The organism is Bartonella sp. LJL80 (assembly GCF_054871565.1).
Genome location: NZ_JBTXLM010000007.1, coordinates 82,804 through 101,610 on the forward strand (window position 1 = coordinate 82,804; position 18,807 = coordinate 101,610).

An 18,807-nucleotide genomic window follows, 5' to 3' on the forward strand; every position below is an offset into this window, starting at 1 on the left:
CTCATCCAATCCGCAGCAAAGTATCAGACAGGAACGTATAAGGTGGAATAGCAAGATTTTGGTTGGCTGGACCACTGCGTACTCTTCCGGCTGTATCATAGGCAGAGCCGTGACATGGACAAAACCAGCCACCATAAGTTCCGGATTGGCCTAATGGTACGCAGCCGAGATGTGTACAAAGATTGACCATAATCAACCAGTTTTCACGCCCCTCACCAGCTGAACGTGCCAGATCAGTCGCGTCTTGCATATCTTCGAGATTGGGATTTCGCGCCTTACCATCTTTCAAGCGATTGAGATCGACCGATCTTGCCTCTTCGATCTCTTTTGGCGTCCTGTTGCGGATAACAACGGGTTGTCCACGCCACTTGACCGTTACAGACATGCCCTGTTCAATTCCCGATACATCAACCTCGATTGAAGCTGCAGCCAAATGCGCTTCATCGGGCCGTAATTGATCGATAAACGGCCACCCTACACCGGCAACGCCAACGGCTCCGGCGACACCGGTTGCAAGAAACAAAAAATCGCGTCGGGTTTTATCATTCATTTTATGAATGGCAGCCTGTTATTCATCTTTCTTTTTAACCATGCCGCCTGGATTTGTTCAATGCGTATTGCAAAGAAAAGGCCCCTTTTGAGGGGCCTTTCCAATTCTTTTTATGCAGCTTCGCCAAAATCGAGGTGTCCACCGACCTGTCGCTTCCACAAACCGGCATAGATACCACCTTTCGCCAAAAGCTCCTCATGTGTGCCGTCTTCGACAATTCTTCCCTTATCCATGACGATGAGACGATCCATCTCGGCAATCGTAGAAAGACGATGGGCAATGGCCATAACTGTTTTGCCTTGCATCAATCGTGTCAGGTTTTCCTGAATGGCTGCTTCGGCTTCTGAATCAAGTGCCGATGTCGCTTCATCCAGGATAAGAATTGGTGCATCTTTAAGCATGACACGTGAAATGGCGATACGTTGACGCTGACCACCGGAAAGACGTGCACCGCGCTCTCCAACATAGGCATCATAGCCGGTCTGTCCATTATGATCACGTAAACCATCAATAAAGTCACTGGCTTCGGCATCGCGCACGGCATGTAACATTTCATCTTCGCTTGCGTCCGGGCGACCATACATGATGTTTTCTCGCAGTGAGCGATGCAGCAAAGATGTATCCTGCGTTACCATACCGATATTGGCACGCAGGCTTTCCTGCGTAACATCGGCAATGTTTTGCCCGTCAATCAAGATACGTCCCTTTTCCACATCGTGGAAGCGCAGCAACAGATTGACAAGCGTGGACTTGCCTGCACCGGAGCGACCAACAATACCGACCTTCTGGCCCGGCTTGATTTCGAGGTTCAGATTTTCCAAAACGCCATTGCCTTTGCCATAATGGAAACCGACATTTTCAAACCGTATATCACCCTTATTGACAACCAGAGGTTTGGCGTTTGACTTGTCTTCAATAAGGCGGTCTTGCGCGATGGAACGCATGCCATCTTCAACAATGCCGATATTTTCGAACAAAGCAGACATTTCCCACATGATCCACTGAGCCATGCCATTCAAACGTAAAACCAGACCGATACCGACAGCAACCGCGCCAACAAGCACAGAACCTTGTTGCCAAAGCACGATTCCCAATGCTCCGACGGCAAACAGCAACAGGCAATTGGCAGCATAGACACTGATTGAGAATTTCGAAATCAGGCGCATCTGGGAATGAACGGTTTTTTGAAAACCCTCAAATCCCTCGCGAGCAAAAGACTCTTCCCTTTCATTATGCGAAAACAATTTGACCGTTGCGATATTTGTATAAGAATCGACTACGCGACCAGTCATCAACGAGCGGGCATCAGCCTGTGCTTCAGAAGCGACACGCAGCTTAGGGATATAGTAACGCAACAAACCGATATACGCCAGGATCCAAGCGATGAAAGGTATCATCAAACGCCAATCCGAAGATGCTGCGATGATCAGCGTACCTGTAAAATACACAATCACGTAATTCAAAACATCAAACAGTTTCATCACGGCTTCACGCACCGACAGAGCCGTTTGCATGACCTTTGCAGAGATACGCCCCGAAAACTCGTTCTGGAAATAACTCATGGACTGGCCCAACAGATAACGGTGAACCTGCCAGCGAATGCGCATTGGATAGTTTCCAAGAAGCGTTTGATGCATCACAATATTATGGATAGCAACAACCAAGGGTAACAAGACCAATACGACAACGCCTATAAGCGCAAGTTTCACGCCCTGCGTTTGAAAAAACGTTTCCCGCGAGTTCTCGCTCAGCCAGTCAACAATGCTGCCAAGGAAACCAAAAAGCGAAACTTCCATAATCGCTATCAAGGCGGTAAAGACTGCCATGACAATCAGCCATGGCCAGACACCTTTTGTATAGTGCAGACAAAAAGCAACCAAACCCTGCGGGGGCCGCTCTGGCGCCTGCTCAGGAAATGCTTCCAATCTGCGTTCAAACCAACCAAACATGGTCGACCTCCTAAGTGCTCCCTTATAGTTCACGTCCGTTAGCGACGCCGATTTGGAAGCTGAAAAATAATTATGCCGTATTCTAAGGCACATTCCACCCCGCTATAATGGGGCAAGCGATAGGCAGGACATGAAACTCAATGCCCTTAAACAATTCATCTGGAGTTGGAAATTGACCGCCCCGCTGCGACCGTGACGACCTACTTTGTGTTATGCCAGCGGCAAAACTGCAGATCCGGAAAGTGAGGTTTCAAAATCTTTAAAGTTAAACATTAGGCAACCTCCTTTCTTCTTTCTTGTGGACAGCCTTTATACAGGTGTTTCAACCAAGAATCCACCCCATCCCCATGCAAATTTTACAATGCACCTATCAAAATCCGAATAGCTCTCTTTACAATAAGTGCGTATCAGGCCTATTGCATGGTTATGACCTTGCATATTGCTCTTTTCCAACCAGACATCGCCGGGAATACAGGAACTATCCTTCGCCTCGGGGCCTGTCTTGGTATCCACATTCATATCATTGAACCTGCGGGATTTGATCTCTCAGACCGCAACCTCAAACGCGCCGGTATGGATTATTTGGAATTGGCAACATTGCAACGTCATATAGACTGGCAACATTTTCACGCAGAAATGAAACAACAAGCCCAGCGTCTCGTTCTTTTCACGACAAAAACAGACCGTAGTTACACCGATTTCAAGTATCAAAGCGGCGATGTATTACTGTTCGGACGTGAGTCCGCCGGTGTACCAGACTATGTGCAAACGGTGGTTGATGCGCAAGTCACCATTCCCATGCAGCCGGCTGCGCGTTCGATAAACCTTGCCATGAGTGTAGCAATGGCAAGCGGTGAAGCCATAAGGCAATTGAAACCGGATTAAGTGCATGGACAAAAGCCGTGTCAGTGCCTATGCTTTTCTGGAGTAATTCTAAAAAGCAGACATAGATTCTACCTTTATCATGACCGTTCAAGACATCCCCGCCGACATGCCGTCCGATATCGAAGATAAGAAACAACTGGCTGAAAGCTGGTTTCAGACGTTGCGTGACCGTATCTGCTCGTCATTCGAGAAACTTGAGCGTGAGCTGACCGGCCCGTTTAATGACTTTTCTGCCGGTACCTTTGTCCGTACACCTTGGGAAAAAACCGGCGGTTTGAATGGCGGAGGCGTTATGTCGGTCATGAAAGGCCGTGTCTTTGAAAAAGTGGGCGTTCACACATCTACCGTCTATGGCGAGTTTTCTCCCGAATTTAGAAAGCAGATACCAGGCGCACAAGATGATCCAAGATATTGGGCAAGCGGCATTTCGCTGATAGCGCACCCGCAAAGTCCCCATGTGCCAACGGTACATATGAATACGCGTATGATTGTAACCACGCGGCAATGGTTTGGCGGCGGCGCGGATCTGACCCCTATGCTTCATGATCGCCGTACACAGACCGATATTGATACACAAACGTTCCATAAGGCTTTTCAGTTTGTCTGTGCAAAGCACCCGCATGTTGCGGACTATCCGCGTTTTAAAAAATGGTGTGACGAATATTTCTATCTCAAACACCGTAATGAACCACGCGGCATAGGCGGAATATTTTATGACTGGCTCCATAGCGCACAAGATAAAGGCGGATGGGATGCCGACTTCAGCTTTACACGCGATGTTGGTCGTGCTTTCGATGTGGTCTATCCCCACATTGTACGACAAAACTTCAATAAACCTTGGAGTGAAGCGGAACGCGAACAACAGTTGATACAACGCGGGCGTTATGTCGAATTCAATTTGCTTTATGATCGCGGCACAATATTCGGTTTGAAAACCGGCGGAAATCTCGACAGCATTATGTCCTCAATGCCGCCAGCGGTAAAATGGCCTTAAACCTAGGCTATCGTTAAGGATTGCGGACAGCCTAGAGTCAGGGCCTATTGCCTTTGCAATGGCGCATTGTCCCGACGCAAAAGTCTATGCAACTTTTGGTTTGAAGATACTTTAGGGTGTCAAGCTGGCGATAAGCGTATCCCGATCCATCAAAAACCCGCTGTCAATCCAGCTCTGCTCCATTGCTTTAAGAGCCTGCCCTAACAAAGGGCCATTTGTAAAGCCGCGCAGCAGCATATCTTTTCCGCTAACGGGAAAAGTAGGGAGTTCAAAACTCTCCGCCAGATCACGTAAACGCGCGAAACGGCCTGCCTGCAAAAGTGCCTGATCATCGTTGATGGCGCGCGCTCTCGCATCAGCCAACGCCAAAGCCAATTTATCTAAAACAGGTTGGCGCCCCTTGCGATAAATGAGTTTCTTGAGTGCAAGATCCGCGCAATCAGATTGGATAGGGTCTGTTTTTGCCCAATTTAGAATTCTGTCTTTTTCGGCTTTGGAAAAACGCAACCGTTTTGCCATTATATCAAGCCGCACTGCATCAGGTGGTAGCAAGCTTTCCAACCTTAACATCGGATCATCCGTCCAGCCTATTGCTCGTCCGGTATCAACCAGAGCATGAATGGCATCAATACCCCATTTTTCCGTCTCCGGAAGAACTACGGTTAAAACACCCGTCTGACGCATCCAAAGCAAAGCGCGGGAAGGATCCGGGGCGGACAGAAGCTTTTTCATCTCAGCCCAAACCCGCTCACTTGAAAGTTGTTCGACCCCGGCTTTCAAACGCGTACAGGCTTTTAATCCTTCAGCATCGGGGCGTCCTCTTCCATACCAGGCAAAAAATCGAAAAAACCGCAATATCCGAAGATAATCTTCGCGAATGCGCTCCTCGGCTTCACCGATAAAACGCAGTGTACCGCTCGCAATGTCCGCCAAGCCCCCGACATCATCATAAATCTTTCCAGATGCGTCGGCGTAAAGCGCATTGATGGTGAAGTCTCGCCTTTGCGCATCTTGTTGCCAATCGCGTCCGAACAAAACCTTCGCATGACGTCCATCGGTTTCAATATCCGCTCGCAAAGTTGTTACCTCGTAGGCTTCGCCATTTGCCACGACAGTAATGGTGCCAAATTCGTATCCAGTAGGTATCGCTTTGAAACCCGCCTTCTGTGCGCTGCTTATCGTCTCGTCTGGCAGGCAGGTGGTTGCGATATCAACATCGTTGATGGGCTTTCCCATCAGTTGATTACGCACAGCACCACCAACAATGCGGGCTTCGTCGCCATTTAGCGAAAGGCAAAGCAGCAATTTTTGCAGGCCTTTTTTTTGCAGCCAAGGAGCGTTTTCAAAGATCCTTTCCATTTTTATGCGTATAACCTTTCATAAAGGGCCCGAATCATACCGGCCGTGGCGCCCCAGATATAATAATCCTGATAGGGGATAGCGTAAAAGCTGCGGCGCTGGCCACGTATCTCTTTTGAAACAATGAGATGATTGGCAGGATTCATCAAAAAACTCAGTGGCACAGCAAAAATCTCTTCCACCTCGTCCGGATTGGCTTGTAAATCTATGTCGTTTGTCACCAGTCCGATGACCGGTATAACTTCATAACCCGTTCCAGTATAATAGGCAGGCTGCACACCAAGAACGGAAACATTTGAGCAATCGAGCGAAACCTCTTCACGGGCTTCACGCAATGCAGCTGCCTGATCGCTTGCATCCGATGTTTCGACTTTGCCTCCCGGAAAAGCTATCTGCCCCGAATGCTCCCGCAAAATCGCGGTTCTTCTTGTTAGAATAACATTTAAACCTTGTTCGCGCTCAATCAAGGCAATCAAAACCGCTGCACGTTTCCATGATGCGGAACCGGACTTCACACCTACGTTATTCAAAACATGATCGCCAGAATCTTTCATACCATAGGGGCGTTGCTCTAACCGCAACACCACATCTTCGGCAGAAAAGGCAAGGTTTCTTAAGCTCATCTTCTTTCGCAATCTTCATAATCAAATGGCGGAAAACCCTTCGATCAAGCTTCTTTTATGTTAATTTTCTGCTACAAGCCATGAAATGGTCATTGTTCATGGCACAAGGTTGGCGTGGAATTAAACTGTCGTCAATCCGCTAATTGATACGTAATGAAAACGTCTTAAGGAAAAAGCATGAGTCGCGCAGCCAAAACATCAGCTTCGGTAAAGAAAACGGATGCGAAAAAAGAAGCGTCTTCCATTGTTGCCGACTTTGACCAGGTTCATCGGGAACTTGATCAATTGCGCAGCAGTATTGACGAGGTGATTTTCGGGCAAAACGACGTCATCGAATATGCGCTGACTGCAATCCTTGCCGGCGGCCATGCACTGCTTGTCGGCGTTCCAGGGCTTGCCAAAACGCGGCTGGTTGAAACACTTGGCACGGTGCTGGGTCTTGATCAAAAACGTGTCCAGTTCACGCCGGATCTGATGCCTTCTGATATTATCGGGTCGGAAATTATGGATTCAGACAAAAGCGGGAAACGGTCTTTCCGCTATGTCAAAGGGCCTGTATTCACCCAATTGCTGATGGCAGATGAAATAAACCGTGCCTCGCCACGCACCCAATCGGCGTTGTTACAGGCGATGCAGGAATATCACGTCACCGTTGCCGGTGAGCGTTATGATCTGCCTCAACCTTTTCATGTATTGGCTACACAAAATCCGCTTGAACAGGAAGGCACCTATCCACTTCCTGAAGCACAGCTAGACCGTTTCTTGATGCAGATTGATATCGATTATCCTGATATGGATACCGAACGGCGCATCGTTCTAGAAACAACAGGTGGGAAAAAACAAATCGCGAAAACCATTTTATCTGGCGAAAGACTACAACAGATACAAGCGATGATCAGGCAAATGCCTATCTCTGAAAATGTCGTTGAAGCGATACTAAAGCTGGTGCGTGCGGCACGCCCAAATGCTGACAATGAACATGCCCGTAGCCATATTGCATGGGGCCCCGGGCCGCGCGCTTCGCAAGCATTGTCCTTATGCATACGCGCACGCGCACTTTATCAGGGACGTTTAGCGCCTTCACTTGACGATGTTAAAGCGCTTGCATTCCCTATTCTTCAGCATCGCATGGCATTGAACTTCAGTGCGCGTGCAGAAGGTATTGATATCCGCAATGTTATTTCTGATCTGGTGAAAGACACGATCTGATGGCTGTCGGTGCCAAAACAAAGATCGAACGGCCGGAGACTTTGGCTGTTGAAGCACGTAGTATCGCCCTACGCATGCCGGATCTTTTATTGGATGCGCGCAAAATTGCCAATAATGTCGTTATGGGTTGGCACGGTCGGCGCAAGCGCGGAAACGGTGAAAATTTCTGGCAATTTCGACCTTATGTCGAAGGTGAGCCTGTGGCGCGCATTGATTGGCGGCGCTCGGCGCGTGATGACCATACCTATCTGCGCGATCAGGAATGGGATGCAGCGCAAACCGTCTGGCTTTGGACAGACCGGACAGCCTCCATGTCTTATAGTTCGCGGTTTGCTACCATGCCAAAGGCGGATCGGGCCATTTTGCTCAGTCTTACACTTGCAGAGCTTTTTGCACGCGTAGGAGAACGTGTCGGCATTCCATGCAGCATGGCCCCGACCACCTCGCGCAATGCAAGCGAACGAATGGCTTTAGCGTTGATGAATGATAATATTTCAAAAACACTGCCGGATGTTTCGGATGTTAGCCGTTTTTCCCATATTATCATTATAAGTGACTTTCTCGATGATCCGGAGCGTATCAAAACCCAACTAACAGAACTCGCCAAAAGGCAGGTCACTGCGCATTTTATCGAAGTTTGCGACCCTGCAGAAGAACGTTTTCCTTTTTCCGGCCGCACTGAGTTTATAGATCCGGAGAGTGGTGAAAAGTTTCTCGCCGGACGTGCGCAACAGTATCACGACGCCTATCGCAAGCTATATTACGCACGCAGGACAGATTTAGCTGACTTTGCCCGTCGGCATGGTTGGAGCTATCACATCAGCGCGACCGACCAACCGATTACAGAACCGCTCCTCGCCTTGGCGAATGTCATGGGGTCGACAGTCGGCTACAGGAGTCTTTAAAGCATGGGTTTCGGCGCTCCATTACTCCTCATTGGTCTTTTTGCCTTGCCGGCGATTTGGTTTCTATTGCGCGTCACTCCGCCCAATCCACAAAAGGAAGTTTTTCCTCCTTTACGTTTGTTGTTGAAACTCAACAATCGGCAGGAGACACCCAATCGCACACCATGGTGGTTGCTTCTGCTAAGGCTTGCCATGGCAGCGCTTGTTATCTTTGCTTTAGCTGATCCTGTCTGGCGTCCTCAGCCTGCAGTCCTCGCGGGAACACAGCCATTGGCTTTGATTATTGATAATGGTTGGGCCTCTGCACCGGATTGGCAGAAACGTGTTGATGTAGCCGATGACTTGCTTAATCAGGCTGCAAAGTTACAAAAGACCGTTTATCTGCTTGCAACAGCTGATAATGACAATCAGGATTTACGCCCTTTAAGCGCGGATGCGGCCAAGCAGGCTCTTCACAATATCCAGCCGCGTCCATTGCCGACACACCGCTTGTCGCAGGTAGAAAAGCTATTGGCAGTAACGAAAGGCCAAACAATCGACATCGCGTTCTTGAGTGACGGTCTCAAAAATGTCGACGATCAGAAACTTATCGCGTTGATTGAACAAACCTCACCGCACAATGTCGTATGGTATCAATCAGATATTTCAATGCTCATAGGGCTAACAGCTCTAAAAAATGAAAGCGGTGCCATTGCGGTCGATCTTATTAGAGCGGTCGGGCATGGCGAAAAGAATCTGAGCCTCGGCGCTTATGACCTTAAAAATCGTCGTATCGGTGACACGCAGGCGCGTTTTGAAGATGGTGAGATAACAAGTTTGGCCGCCTTCAATCTACCGCTGGAATTGAGAAATGATGTCGTATCAATAGCTATTGATAGCCAAAATACCGCTGCTGGCACATATCTCGTCGACGGGCGAAGCCATATTCATCGTGTGGCATTGTTATCGACCACAGCCAATGAGATGTCGCAGCCCTTGCTTTCGCCGTTGTATTATGTGGCTAAAGCCTTGCAAGGTAATGTAGACCTTGTCACAGCTGGCAGTGGAGCGTTTTCTGACGATGTTGACAAACTTCTCGCGCAAAATCCTTCGGTATTCATTCTAGGCGATGTCGTCAACATGCCGAAAGAAACAGAAGTTAAATTGACAACATTTGTGCAAAACGGCGGTACACTCATACGTTTCGCCGGCGAAAATCTTGCTGGCGCCGAGCATGACGATAGTCTTTTACCTGTCCAGTTACGCCATGGTGAGCGTCAATTGGGTGGTGTCATGTCATGGGCAGCGCCACAAAAACTTGCACCCTTTGCTAAAGATGGCCTGTTTGCTGGCATCGCTTTCCCGGAAGATGTCACTGTTTCCAGACAAATTTTGGCAGAGCCGGGCCCAGCCCTTTTCGACCGCACATGGCTAAGCCTCGCTGATGGAACACCTCTCATCACCGCGGCCAATCGCGGCAACGGGAAACTTATCTTTATCCATACATCGGCAGATCCAACATGGTCGACATTGCCATTATCCGGGTTCTTTGTGGAAATGTTACAAAAACTCGTCCAGCTTGGCGCTGTTAAAGATAATTCAATCCAGCAGAATAATGAGAGCGTGGCACGTCAACCTTGGCGCACACTCGATGCTGAAGGACGTTTGGAGCAACCACCATCCTACGTTTCACCACTGATCCTTAACGACCAGACACCAGCGCTTCCATCCTTTAATCATCCTCCTGGTCTCTATGGCACAGAAAAGAACCTCTACGCAGTCAACCTTCTGGATTCCAGCAGTACGCTTCTGCCGATAGAGGGGATAAACCTGTCATCTACCACTCGATTGTTCAACTATACGGCAGACCAACAATTCAGACTTGCAGGATTTTTATTTGCAGCTGCAGTGCTACTCTTTGCAATTGATAGCGTGTTGGTGCTGTGGATGAGCGGCCTGCTAAGGCTGAAAAGACGTTCACTCGTTTTATTAGGTTTGGGGCTCAGCCTACCGCTGATGATGAATAGCTTTGCACCCTCACCCGCCCATGCCCAGACGCTGTCAAAGGACGATGCAGCCATGGTGCAATCAGCCGGCAAGACGCGCCTTGCCTATGTTATCACCGGAAATAGCGAGATTGACGATACAAGTAAAACCGGGCTCGAATCCCTTAGTCAATTTATACAAACGCGCACGACAATTGATCCCGGTCCAGTAGCGGGACTTGATCTCGACAAGGACGAACTGGCTTTCTACCCGCTTATATATTGGCCAATTGACGCGGACACAGCTCTGCCGACGCAAAAATCTATTGAAAAAATAAATGCTTTTATGCGGCAGGGTGGCACCGTTCTTTTTGATACACGTGATCAAATCACTGCCGGACTTGATCTTAAGGGTTCTGCTACTCCTAACACCCAACGCCTACGAACCATCCTTGATGGTCTTAATATTCCTGCTCTTGAACAGGCCCCGCCAGACCATGTGATCTCTCGTTCATTCTTCATAATGCCCGATTTCCCAGGCCGATATCGCGGCTCCCCCCTTTGGATTGAATCGTCCGCAATGGGAACAAATGACACGCGTCCCATTCACGCTGGCGATGGTGTCAGTGCCATCCTTATTACCGCAAATGATCTTGCGGGGGCATGGTCACATGATGGCAAAGGGGCATGGAAATACCCCCTTGTCCCAGATGATCAGATGCAACGGGTATGGGCTTTTCGCGGCGGTCTCAATATCGTCATGTATATGCTGACCGGTAACTATAAGGCAGACCAAGTGCACGTCCCTGCCCTGCTGGAGCGTCTAGGCCGGGAGAAACAGCAATGAACCATAGTCTGATGTTGCAGCCTTTAATTCCGTTAATATGGTTTTACACGCTTGTTGGTTTAGCATTCATTGTTGTGATGTTGGGCGTTGTTTTACGTCGGCGTGGTGCTTTGTTGCGTTTGTTGGCATTGGCGACATTGGCACTAGCCATCGCCAATCCTGTGATGGTCGAAGAACAGCGGGAACCGGTCAAAAGCACTGTCGGTGTGGTTATAGATCGTAGTCCCAGTCAGAAACTTGGCGAAAGGCAGCAAGACACTGATAGTGCTTTGGCCGCCCTTAAAACGATGCTGGCCAAGTACCCGCAGTTTGAAACACGGATCATCGAAGCTGGTATGACAACAGGTAGTAATAGCGGCACAGCTACAAATCTCTTTGCTGCGCTTAATCAGGCTATTGGCGATGTTCCTCCCGCTTTATATGCGGGTACAATCCTGATTACGGATGGCCAAGTCCATGATGTCGCGGCTAGTCAAAACAATACATCAGGCGAGAAACCCGTTAATGCACTCCTGACTGGAAGGCCCGGTGAGTTTGACCGTCAGATAAAGTTTGTTGAACCGCCGAGGTTTGGCTTAACAAACAAACCGCTTTCCCTATCGATTCTTGTTGAAGATAAAGGCCAAGCCTCTGCGGATACAGACCGCGCGGACGTCGTGGTGACTGTCAACGGCGAACGCATCGGCAGCTATTTTGTCACCCCGGGAAAAGCCTATCAAGTGGAAATCACTCTCCCGCATGCAGGAAAAAACATCATTGAAGCTTCTACCCTGCCGATGGAGGGAGAACTTACCGAGGTGAATAACCAGACTGTAGCAATGATTGATGGCATACGCGAAAACCTTAGAGTTTTGCTGGTTTCAGGTGAACCACATAATGGAGAGCGCACATGGCGTGATCTTTTGAAAAGTGATGCAAGCATTGATCTAGTTCATTTCACCATTCTAAGGCCGCCAGAAAAAGCAGACAATACGCCACTAAGCCAACTGTCATTGATCGTATTTCCTACCACGGAGCTGTTTGTCGATAAGATAAACGACTTTGATCTGGTTATCTTTGACCGCTATCAGCATTATGATGTTTTGCCACTGATCTATTACGATTATGTGGCGCAGTATGTCCAGAATGGTGGCGCACTCCTAATGGCGACCGGCCCTGAATTCACCGGTCAGACGTCTTTGGCTCGTACACCGCTCATCAGTGCTCTACCTGCATTGCCTACCGGTGAAGTCATTGAAAAACCCTTCCGCCCTACTTTGACCGAGCAAGGTAAACGACACCCGGTAACGCGTGGGCTCGACACCAATGGCACAACAGCCGAAAATTGGGGGCGGTGGATGCGCCAAATCGCAATCCGCGATAGCAAAAATAGCACGGCCGTTATGAACGGTGCAGATAACAAGCCGCTTATGCTACTGTCCCATGTCGGCAAAGGGCGTGTGGGCATGTTGCTTTCTGATGAAGGTTGGTTATGGGCTCGGGGTTTTGAAGGCGGGGGACCGTATGCAGCCCTCTACCGTAGAATGGCCCACTGGCTCATGAAAGAGCCGGAGCTGGAGGAAGAAGCCTTGACGGCGAGTGGCGACGGTCAAACACTGACAATCCGCCGACAGACCATGGCCGATAAGCCTGAACAGGCTGAAGTTAGTTTCCCGTCGGGCAAAAAAGAAGCCGTTTCTTTGATCAAAGAACAAGAAGGTGTGTTTGTAGCTTCCGTGCCGACGGATGAGGTTGGGTTATTTAAAGTGATAAACGGCGACAAAACAGCGCTCGCCCATATTGGTCCTGTCAATGCTCCCGAATATGCCGAACTTATATCGACATCTGAAAAACTTTTGCCGACTGTAACATCGTCAGGCGGCGCTATCGCTCGTCTTCATGCGGATAAGAATGATGGCATCAAGCTTCCAAATATTCAGATAAACAAGGAATCATCGACCAAATCATCAGCGCAAAACACAGCGATGATACTGAATGAGGCCGATCAGACTAGATTGGTAAACACAGCGCAATTTCCAATATTCTCAGGAATCCTCGCCCTTATCGCCTGTCTGATATTTATGGGCAGCATGTGGTATAGGGAAGGACATTAACCAGGCCACTGTTCCATAAAACGCGACGCGTTGTATCGTATAGCAAACTTAGAGCAAATTCAGTGTTCGGTGAATCGAACACGTGCTCTAGGTCTCTGTTTTTGGAGCATTTTTTGTCCGAAAACCGCTTCACACTTTTCGGAAAATGCTCTAGACGCATCTGATGGCAGGAAGAATGGGACAGTTGCAGATACAACATACATGCATCTGCAACTTTTATACTTTTTATGCACATAAACGATGGCGTACAGGCCCTACAGCACTTTCAATAGCACCGTCCACTAGTTCATAAGACAATAATCGTGCCGGATCGACAGGTGCAGGCATATGCATTTGTCCATTATCGACCTTCACAAAGCCAAATCTTCTATAATAAGGCTCATCCCCGACAAGCAGGACCAGGCTGCAACCATGCTTTTTTGCAGCATCAATTGCTAGAACCATTAATCGACTCCCAAGCCCCGCATTTTTATATTCCGGGCTGATAACAATAGGGCCGAGCAAATAGCCATCGATCGCACCTATCTTTATCGGTGTCATTCGAACTGATCCAATCAGCAACCCTGCTCTTTCAATAACAAAAGACAATTCAGTATCGTGTCCGCCTCCTTCCCTTATAAGGTGTGCGGCGCGTGTGAAACGCGCTGGCCCAAATGCCTGATCATTGAGCATCTCAATGAAAGGAAAATCTGATGACACTTCTGTTCTGACGTAAAAATCCTCATCGCCTATAGCAATGGGTTTGCAAGTGCTGCTTACAGCCAAGGGAGATGACATTGATAACTCCGGAAGAATAAAACAAACCAAACGACATGGGAAATACTGCCACTTGGCAGCCTAAGTATCACCTGTTCATCGTCGTTGATTTGGCAAAAACATCTCGGTTAGCTTTCCGGCATATCAATCTAACAACCGCCTCCAAGGCGGATTGGATTTATAACTATCGCCAGAAGACACATAAAAGCAATCGAAAAATTCAATCTTTAAAATCTCGTAAACCAAACATGTTCAACCGGTATTTTAACGACTCGAAAGGCCTACAAAGCGCTCGCTGTGATTCGACATAGTTAAGAATGAATTAAAATTTTTCGGAATCAACGTTATCGGCGGCGGTTGCGAAGATCATTTTGTTGCATTTTTGCGACACAATGAATTCAAACATGGCAGCAACAAGGCTAAAAATGAACGAATTGATTCAAATCAATGGATATTTGCCGGTAAATAGGCTTCAAGAAGATCAATCACTGTTATGTGAAACACGCACTGCATTGTTGATTTAGGAGATTTGAAATGAAGAAATTGATCGGTAGCAGCCTCGTTGCCATCACAGCGGCACTTAGCTTTTCAAGCTCAGCTTCGGCTGCCGACGTTCAGGGCACACAGCCGGTAGTACAAGAGGCTCAGAGCCCTTGGCAGATCCGCGTTCGTGCTCTTGGTGTAGTGCCACGCGATAAGGGCCATGTGAGCCAGATCCCTGATTCAGGTATGGATTTTTCAAGCACGGTTATACCTGAACTTGATATCACTTACTATTTCACAAACAACATCGCAGCTGAATTGATCCTCGGTACAACATATTCGTCAATCGACGGTTCGGGTTCGTTGTCTGCTGCAGGTGCGGGCAAGCTCGGTAAGACTTGGATTCTTCCTCCAACCCTTACATTGCAGTATCACTTCACCAATTTCGGCAACTTCAAGCCTTATGTCGGTGCAGGCGTTAACTACACCATCTTCTACAATACCGACGCTGGTAAAAATAGCGCTGGCATTGGTATGAGCGATCTTAACATCGACAATACTTGGGGTGCAGCTGTTCAAGTTGGTTTCGACTATATGCTTGATCAGCATTGGGGCTTCAACTTCGACGTTAAGAAGCTCTATCTCCGTCCAGATTGGGATGGCAAGTTGAATGCAGCTACTGCTGGTGCACTTGGTCTCGACCGTCACGTAAGCGGCGAAGCAAAGCTCGATCCTTGGTTGATCGGCGCCGGTGTTACATACCGCTTCTAATTAAGCGGGGACTAGAAGGTGAGCTGAGGGGGCTTGGTTCACCTTTCAAAAAAGGGACGCTGTTGACAGCGTCCTTTTTTGTTGCCTATTTTTCATTGCTCGCTATGTTGGCGCCATGTTCCATTTGGCCCATATCTCAGACATCCACCTGTCACCGCTTCCCGTCCCGACCATTAAGGAACTGATGGGTAAGCGTATAACCGGTTATTTAAACTGGAAAAAAAATCGCAAGGAAGAGCTTGGCACTGCAACGCTGGATGCTCTTATGCTGTTTCTCAAATCACAGAAACCCGATCACTTGGTTATATCTGGTGACATCGTCAATTTGGCAACCAAGCTGGAATTTACCCAAGCACGAGAATGGCTCTCGGCGCAGGGGGCGGCGCGCGATATCTCTCTAACCTTCGGTAATCATGATGCTTATATACGCGGCGCATTAGCTGAGGCCTGCAAAACGTTTCAACCCTGGATAAAGGGTGACGAACCAACTGCTTGGTGTAACAGCTTTCCTTATATGCGTGTGCGCGACAATGTCGCTATCATCGCCGCTTCATCGGCAATCGCCACGCCGCCATTTCAGGCCAGCGGATATTTTGACAGTGCTCAAGCCCATCACCTCGGGGATTTATTGGATGATGCGGCTGACAGAAAACTATTCCGCGTCGTGATGATCCATCATCCCCCCTTTAAGGGAGCGACCCACTGGCACAAAAAACTTTGGGGAGTAGACCGTTTCCAAGCTGTCATGAACAAGCATGGCGCTGACCTCATCCTTCACGGTCATACGCACTTACCGACTTTAAATCACATTTCGGGCAAAACCGGACGCATACCGGTGGTCGGCGTTTCATCGGCTTCGCAGGCATTTGGCGGCAGAAAACCACCGGCAAATTACAATTTTTTTTCCATAGGCGGAAGCCAGACAAAATGGACCTGTGAACTGCAACGTTTCACAATTATGAATTCGAATAATGACATTTCCTGCACCGAAAAGCTGAAGCTGCTTTAGAGATAACGCTTGTTCTCACCTATAACTGGTTCAATCATTTGCTTTTGAAGGCACCGAGATAAGTGACCATCGGCCCATCTATCACCATGCTCGGGCGCTGTTTATCACTCTCACTAGAGCAAACCTTCTTTTAGTTGGTGAATGGATTTGCTCCAGATTTTTTATTTGTCGCATTGTCCAACGAAAAAGCCGATTCAACTTTTTCTGGAAATGCTCTAGAGCGCTTTTCGACCTGATGCTATCCGGCCGGCGCGTCTCAAGCTTTTGATTTGTCGCGGTATCTTATTCGATTGATGGGTCATATCAATCGGGAACCGCTCTAAAACGAAGTGAACGATAAATACACTTTACTGGATATAGCTCAACCAACCTTTAAAAAGAATGCCGCCCGATGTCATCATACATCAGACGGCATTTAATTGGCAAAACAGGGCTTAGGCTTACGTCACGATACGGTTGACCGCGGAAATAATAGCAGCAAGTGACGCTGTTGCGATGTTGTCATCAATAGCCACGCCAAATACTTTGCCTCCAGGATGGGCGATTTCCATATAACAGATAGCCGTAGCATCGGATCCTTGCTGTAGAGAGTGCTCGGAATAGTCGACAACAGAAATTTTTGTTTCCAAATATTTCGATAGCGCGTCAATAAACCCATCGACCAGTCCGGTTCCCTTACCTTCTATGGAACGGACAACACCATTGTCAGTAATTTCCGCCGTAACAATACGTTTGCTTCGATCTGCGGGATCATTGATCGTTTGATGGTCAACAAAGTTGAAACGTGACCCTGGCTGACTGACATAGGTTTTAATAAACTCATCATAGATACGTTGAGACGGTAATTCCTTACCTTCTTGATCGGTTATATCCTGGATTACATTTCTGAATTCTACCTGCATAGCACGTGGTAAATTCAAGCCGTAATCCTGTTGTAGAATGTATGCGATGCCGCCTTTTCCCGATTGCGAGTTGATCCTTATAATCGCTTCATAGGAACGCCCAACATCCTGCGGATCAATCGGAAGATACGGAACTTCCCACAAAGGCTTGTTGGCAGTCTTGATAGCCTTCATACCTTTGTTAATTGCATCCTGATGCGAGCCTGAGAAGGCGGTGTATACCAATTCGCCAACATAGGGATGACGCTCGGGGATAGTCAACTGGTTACAATATTCGTAGACTTCTTTCATTTTTTCGATATCGGAACAGTCCAACTCGGGATCAATACCCTGGGTAAACATGTTGAGCGCCAAGGTGACGATATCGACATTGCCAGTGCGCTCGCCATTCCCGAACAAGGTACCTTCAACACGATCTGCACCGGCCATCAAGCCCAACTCGGTTGCGGCAATGCCACAACCACGATCATTGTGCGGATGTAAAGAGATAATGATGCTATCGCGCCGATCGATATGACGACACATCCATTCAATCTGGTCTGCGTAAATATTTGGCGATGACATTTCGACCGTAGACGGCAGATTCAAAATCATCTTATTTTCAGGCGTCGGTTTAACTATTTCAATAACCGCATTGGAAATTTCCAGTGCAACTTCCAATTCAGTTCCGGTGAAACTTTCGGGCGAATACTGAAAACGATAATCCCCACCGGCCTTAGCAGACATATCCATAATCATTTTTGCAGCATCGGTGGCGATTTGCTTGATGCCGGCAACATCTTTCCCGAAAACTACACGGCGCTGCAACTCGCTTGTTGAGTTGTAGAAATGAATGATCGGATGATGTGCACCTTCCAGCGCTTCAAATGTACGGGTGATGAGTTCCGGTCGGCATTGCACCAACACCTGAAGGCTTAAATAATCCGGAACATTACCCTTTTCGATGCACCAGCGCGCAAAATCGAAATCGGTCTGCGAGGCAGAAGGAAATCCAATTTCAATTTCGGGAAAGCCCATTGCAACCAGCAATCGAAACATGCGCTCTTTACGATCTTGTCCCATCGGGTCGATCAACGCCTGATTGCCATCGCGCAAATCCACTGAACACCATATTGGCGCTTTTTCGATTCTTTTGTCCGGCCAAGTACGATTCTTCAAATCGATCTGCGGGTAAGGTTGATATTTTACAGACGCATCCGGCATACCTTTAGCGGGGCGATGTTGGGACATTGCAATATTCATGAAACAAACTCTTCTTAACGTGACCGGAATAACCAGTATATTGATATAATGGATTTGAGAAAAGAGGAGCAATAATGCCGGCAGGCTTACGGCCGCCGGGCGCCCCTCACCGGACCCGGCAACCGCTCATAAGGTCAAGAAGAAGCGAGTTTAGAACGCACAGAGCGACATCACTGCACTCGGCAGAGACATTCATGCTCACAAAAGTTGGTTCTATACTGTCCATGGATTTAAATATTACATAGGTTTTTATTTCACGCAATCTT

Annotated in this window: 14 protein-coding genes; 8 read left to right on the top strand and 6 right to left on the bottom strand. The window is 48.1% G+C overall.

The features are described from left to right. Nucleotide 1: 1 nt before the first annotated feature. Together petA and ACYSNS_RS11580 are read right to left on the bottom strand one after the other, a co-directional pair. Complete coding sequence (gene petA, locus ACYSNS_RS11575; RefSeq protein ID WP_461723320.1) at nt 2-550, bottom strand: ubiquinol-cytochrome c reductase iron-sulfur subunit; 549 nt, start codon at nt 548-550, stop codon at nt 2-4. A gap of 110 nt (nt 551-660) precedes the next feature. Next, complete coding sequence (locus tag ACYSNS_RS11580; protein ID WP_461723321.1) at nt 661-2,499, bottom strand: ABC transporter ATP-binding protein; 1,839 nt, start codon at nt 2,497-2,499, stop codon at nt 661-663. Nucleotides 2,500-2,925: 426 nt separating this feature from the next. Between ACYSNS_RS11580 and ACYSNS_RS11585 the strand changes: the two genes are divergently transcribed. Together ACYSNS_RS11585 and hemF are read left to right on the top strand one after the other, a co-directional pair. Next, on the top strand, nt 2,926-3,384 hold the full coding sequence (locus tag ACYSNS_RS11585) for a tRNA (cytidine(34)-2'-O)-methyltransferase (protein WP_461723373.1): 459 nt from the start codon (nt 2,926-2,928) through the stop codon (nt 3,382-3,384). A 79-nt stretch (nt 3,385-3,463) separates the two neighbouring features. Next, nucleotides 3,464-4,378 carry an oxygen-dependent coproporphyrinogen oxidase gene (gene hemF, locus ACYSNS_RS11590; RefSeq protein WP_461723322.1) on the top strand — a complete coding sequence of 305 codons (915 nt, stop codon included), beginning with the start codon at nt 3,464-3,466 and terminating at the stop codon, nt 4,376-4,378. A 111-nt stretch (nt 4,379-4,489) separates the two neighbouring features. On the opposite strand, the gene ACYSNS_RS11595 is transcribed toward hemF, so the two are convergent. Continuing rightward, the gene (locus ACYSNS_RS11595; RefSeq protein WP_461723323.1) at nt 4,490-5,737 is read right to left on the bottom strand and encodes a CCA tRNA nucleotidyltransferase; all 1,248 of its coding nucleotides are present in this window, start codon (nt 5,735-5,737) and stop codon (nt 4,490-4,492) included. 2 nt (nt 5,738-5,739) lie between these two features. Further along, nucleotides 5,740-6,360, bottom strand: a complete 621-nt coding sequence (locus ACYSNS_RS11600) for a CoA pyrophosphatase (protein WP_461723324.1) — start codon at nt 6,358-6,360, stop codon at nt 5,740-5,742. A gap of 177 nt (nt 6,361-6,537) precedes the next feature. Here ACYSNS_RS11600 and ACYSNS_RS11605 point away from each other — a divergent pair, with 177 nt between their 5' ends. The 4 genes from ACYSNS_RS11605 to ACYSNS_RS11620 are packed head-to-tail and all read left to right on the top strand — an operon-like array spanning nt 6,538 to nt 13,378. After that, a complete protein-coding gene (locus ACYSNS_RS11605) occupies nt 6,538-7,569 on the top strand; it encodes an AAA family ATPase (protein WP_461723325.1) in 1,032 nt (343 codons plus the stop codon). Further along, on the top strand, nt 7,569-8,474 hold the full coding sequence (locus tag ACYSNS_RS11610; RefSeq protein ID WP_461723326.1) for a DUF58 domain-containing protein: 906 nt from the start codon (nt 7,569-7,571) through the stop codon (nt 8,472-8,474). Before ACYSNS_RS11605 ends, ACYSNS_RS11610 begins: the two co-directional genes overlap by 1 nt. A 3-nt stretch (nt 8,475-8,477) precedes the next feature. Continuing rightward, a complete protein-coding gene (locus tag ACYSNS_RS11615; protein ID WP_461723327.1) occupies nt 8,478-11,285 on the top strand; it encodes a DUF4159 domain-containing protein in 2,808 nt (935 codons plus the stop codon). Beyond that, a complete protein-coding gene (locus tag ACYSNS_RS11620) occupies nt 11,282-13,378 on the top strand; it encodes a glutamine amidotransferase (RefSeq protein ID WP_461723328.1) in 2,097 nt (698 codons plus the stop codon). The genes ACYSNS_RS11615 and ACYSNS_RS11620 overlap by 4 nt, the downstream gene beginning before the upstream one ends. Before the next feature lie 225 nt (nt 13,379-13,603). On the opposite strand, the gene ACYSNS_RS11625 is transcribed toward ACYSNS_RS11620, so the two are convergent. After that, on the bottom strand, nt 13,604-14,050 hold the full coding sequence (locus tag ACYSNS_RS11625; protein WP_461723374.1) for a GNAT family N-acetyltransferase: 447 nt from the start codon (nt 14,048-14,050) through the stop codon (nt 13,604-13,606). Nucleotides 14,051-14,668: 618 nt separating this feature from the next. Here ACYSNS_RS11625 and ACYSNS_RS11630 point away from each other — a divergent pair. Together ACYSNS_RS11630 and ACYSNS_RS11635 are read left to right on the top strand one after the other, a co-directional pair. After that, nucleotides 14,669-15,388, top strand: a complete 720-nt coding sequence (locus ACYSNS_RS11630; protein ID WP_461723329.1) for an OmpW/AlkL family protein — start codon at nt 14,669-14,671, stop codon at nt 15,386-15,388. A gap of 115 nt (nt 15,389-15,503) precedes the next feature. Further along, nucleotides 15,504-16,397, top strand: coding sequence for a metallophosphoesterase family protein (locus ACYSNS_RS11635; protein ID WP_461723330.1), 894 nt, complete (start codon nt 15,504-15,506; stop codon nt 16,395-16,397). A gap of 440 nt (nt 16,398-16,837) precedes the next feature. On the opposite strand, the gene leuA is transcribed toward ACYSNS_RS11635, so the two are convergent. After that, complete coding sequence (leuA, locus tag ACYSNS_RS11640; RefSeq protein WP_461723331.1) at nt 16,838-18,529, bottom strand: 2-isopropylmalate synthase; 1,692 nt, start codon at nt 18,527-18,529, stop codon at nt 16,838-16,840. Between the last annotated feature and the right edge of the window lie 278 nt (nt 18,530-18,807).

What these genes read in the sequence shown, in the direction of transcription:
- ACYSNS_RS11580 (WP_461723321.1), bottom strand. Translation starts at nt 2,499, where the DNA reads ATGTTTGGTTGGTTTGAACGCAGATTGGAAGCATTTCCTGAGCAGGCG.
- ACYSNS_RS11600 (WP_461723324.1), bottom strand. Translation starts at nt 6,360, where the DNA reads ATGAGCTTAAGAAACCTTGCCTTTTCTGCCGAAGATGTGGTGTTGCGG.
- leuA (WP_461723331.1), bottom strand. Translation starts at nt 18,529, where the DNA reads ATGTCCCAACATCGCCCCGCTAAAGGTATGCCGGATGCGTCTGTAAAA.
- ACYSNS_RS11595 (WP_461723323.1), bottom strand. Translation starts at nt 5,737, where the DNA reads ATGGAAAGGATCTTTGAAAACGCTCCTTGGCTGCAAAAAAAAGGCCTG.
- ACYSNS_RS11610 (WP_461723326.1), top strand. Translation starts at nt 7,569, where the DNA reads ATGGCTGTCGGTGCCAAAACAAAGATCGAACGGCCGGAGACTTTGGCT.
- ACYSNS_RS11635 (WP_461723330.1), top strand. Translation starts at nt 15,504, where the DNA reads ATGTTCCATTTGGCCCATATCTCAGACATCCACCTGTCACCGCTTCCC.
- ACYSNS_RS11585 (WP_461723373.1), top strand. Translation starts at nt 2,926, where the DNA reads ATGACCTTGCATATTGCTCTTTTCCAACCAGACATCGCCGGGAATACA.
- ACYSNS_RS11615 (WP_461723327.1), top strand. Translation starts at nt 8,478, where the DNA reads ATGGGTTTCGGCGCTCCATTACTCCTCATTGGTCTTTTTGCCTTGCCG.
- petA (WP_461723320.1), bottom strand. Translation starts at nt 550, where the DNA reads ATGAATGATAAAACCCGACGCGATTTTTTGTTTCTTGCAACCGGTGTC.
- ACYSNS_RS11625 (WP_461723374.1), bottom strand. Translation starts at nt 14,050, where the DNA reads ATGCTCAATGATCAGGCATTTGGGCCAGCGCGTTTCACACGCGCCGCA.
- ACYSNS_RS11605 (WP_461723325.1), top strand. Translation starts at nt 6,538, where the DNA reads ATGAGTCGCGCAGCCAAAACATCAGCTTCGGTAAAGAAAACGGATGCG.
- ACYSNS_RS11630 (WP_461723329.1), top strand. Translation starts at nt 14,669, where the DNA reads ATGAAGAAATTGATCGGTAGCAGCCTCGTTGCCATCACAGCGGCACTT.
- hemF (WP_461723322.1), top strand. Translation starts at nt 3,464, where the DNA reads ATGACCGTTCAAGACATCCCCGCCGACATGCCGTCCGATATCGAAGAT.
- ACYSNS_RS11620 (WP_461723328.1), top strand. Translation starts at nt 11,282, where the DNA reads ATGAACCATAGTCTGATGTTGCAGCCTTTAATTCCGTTAATATGGTTT.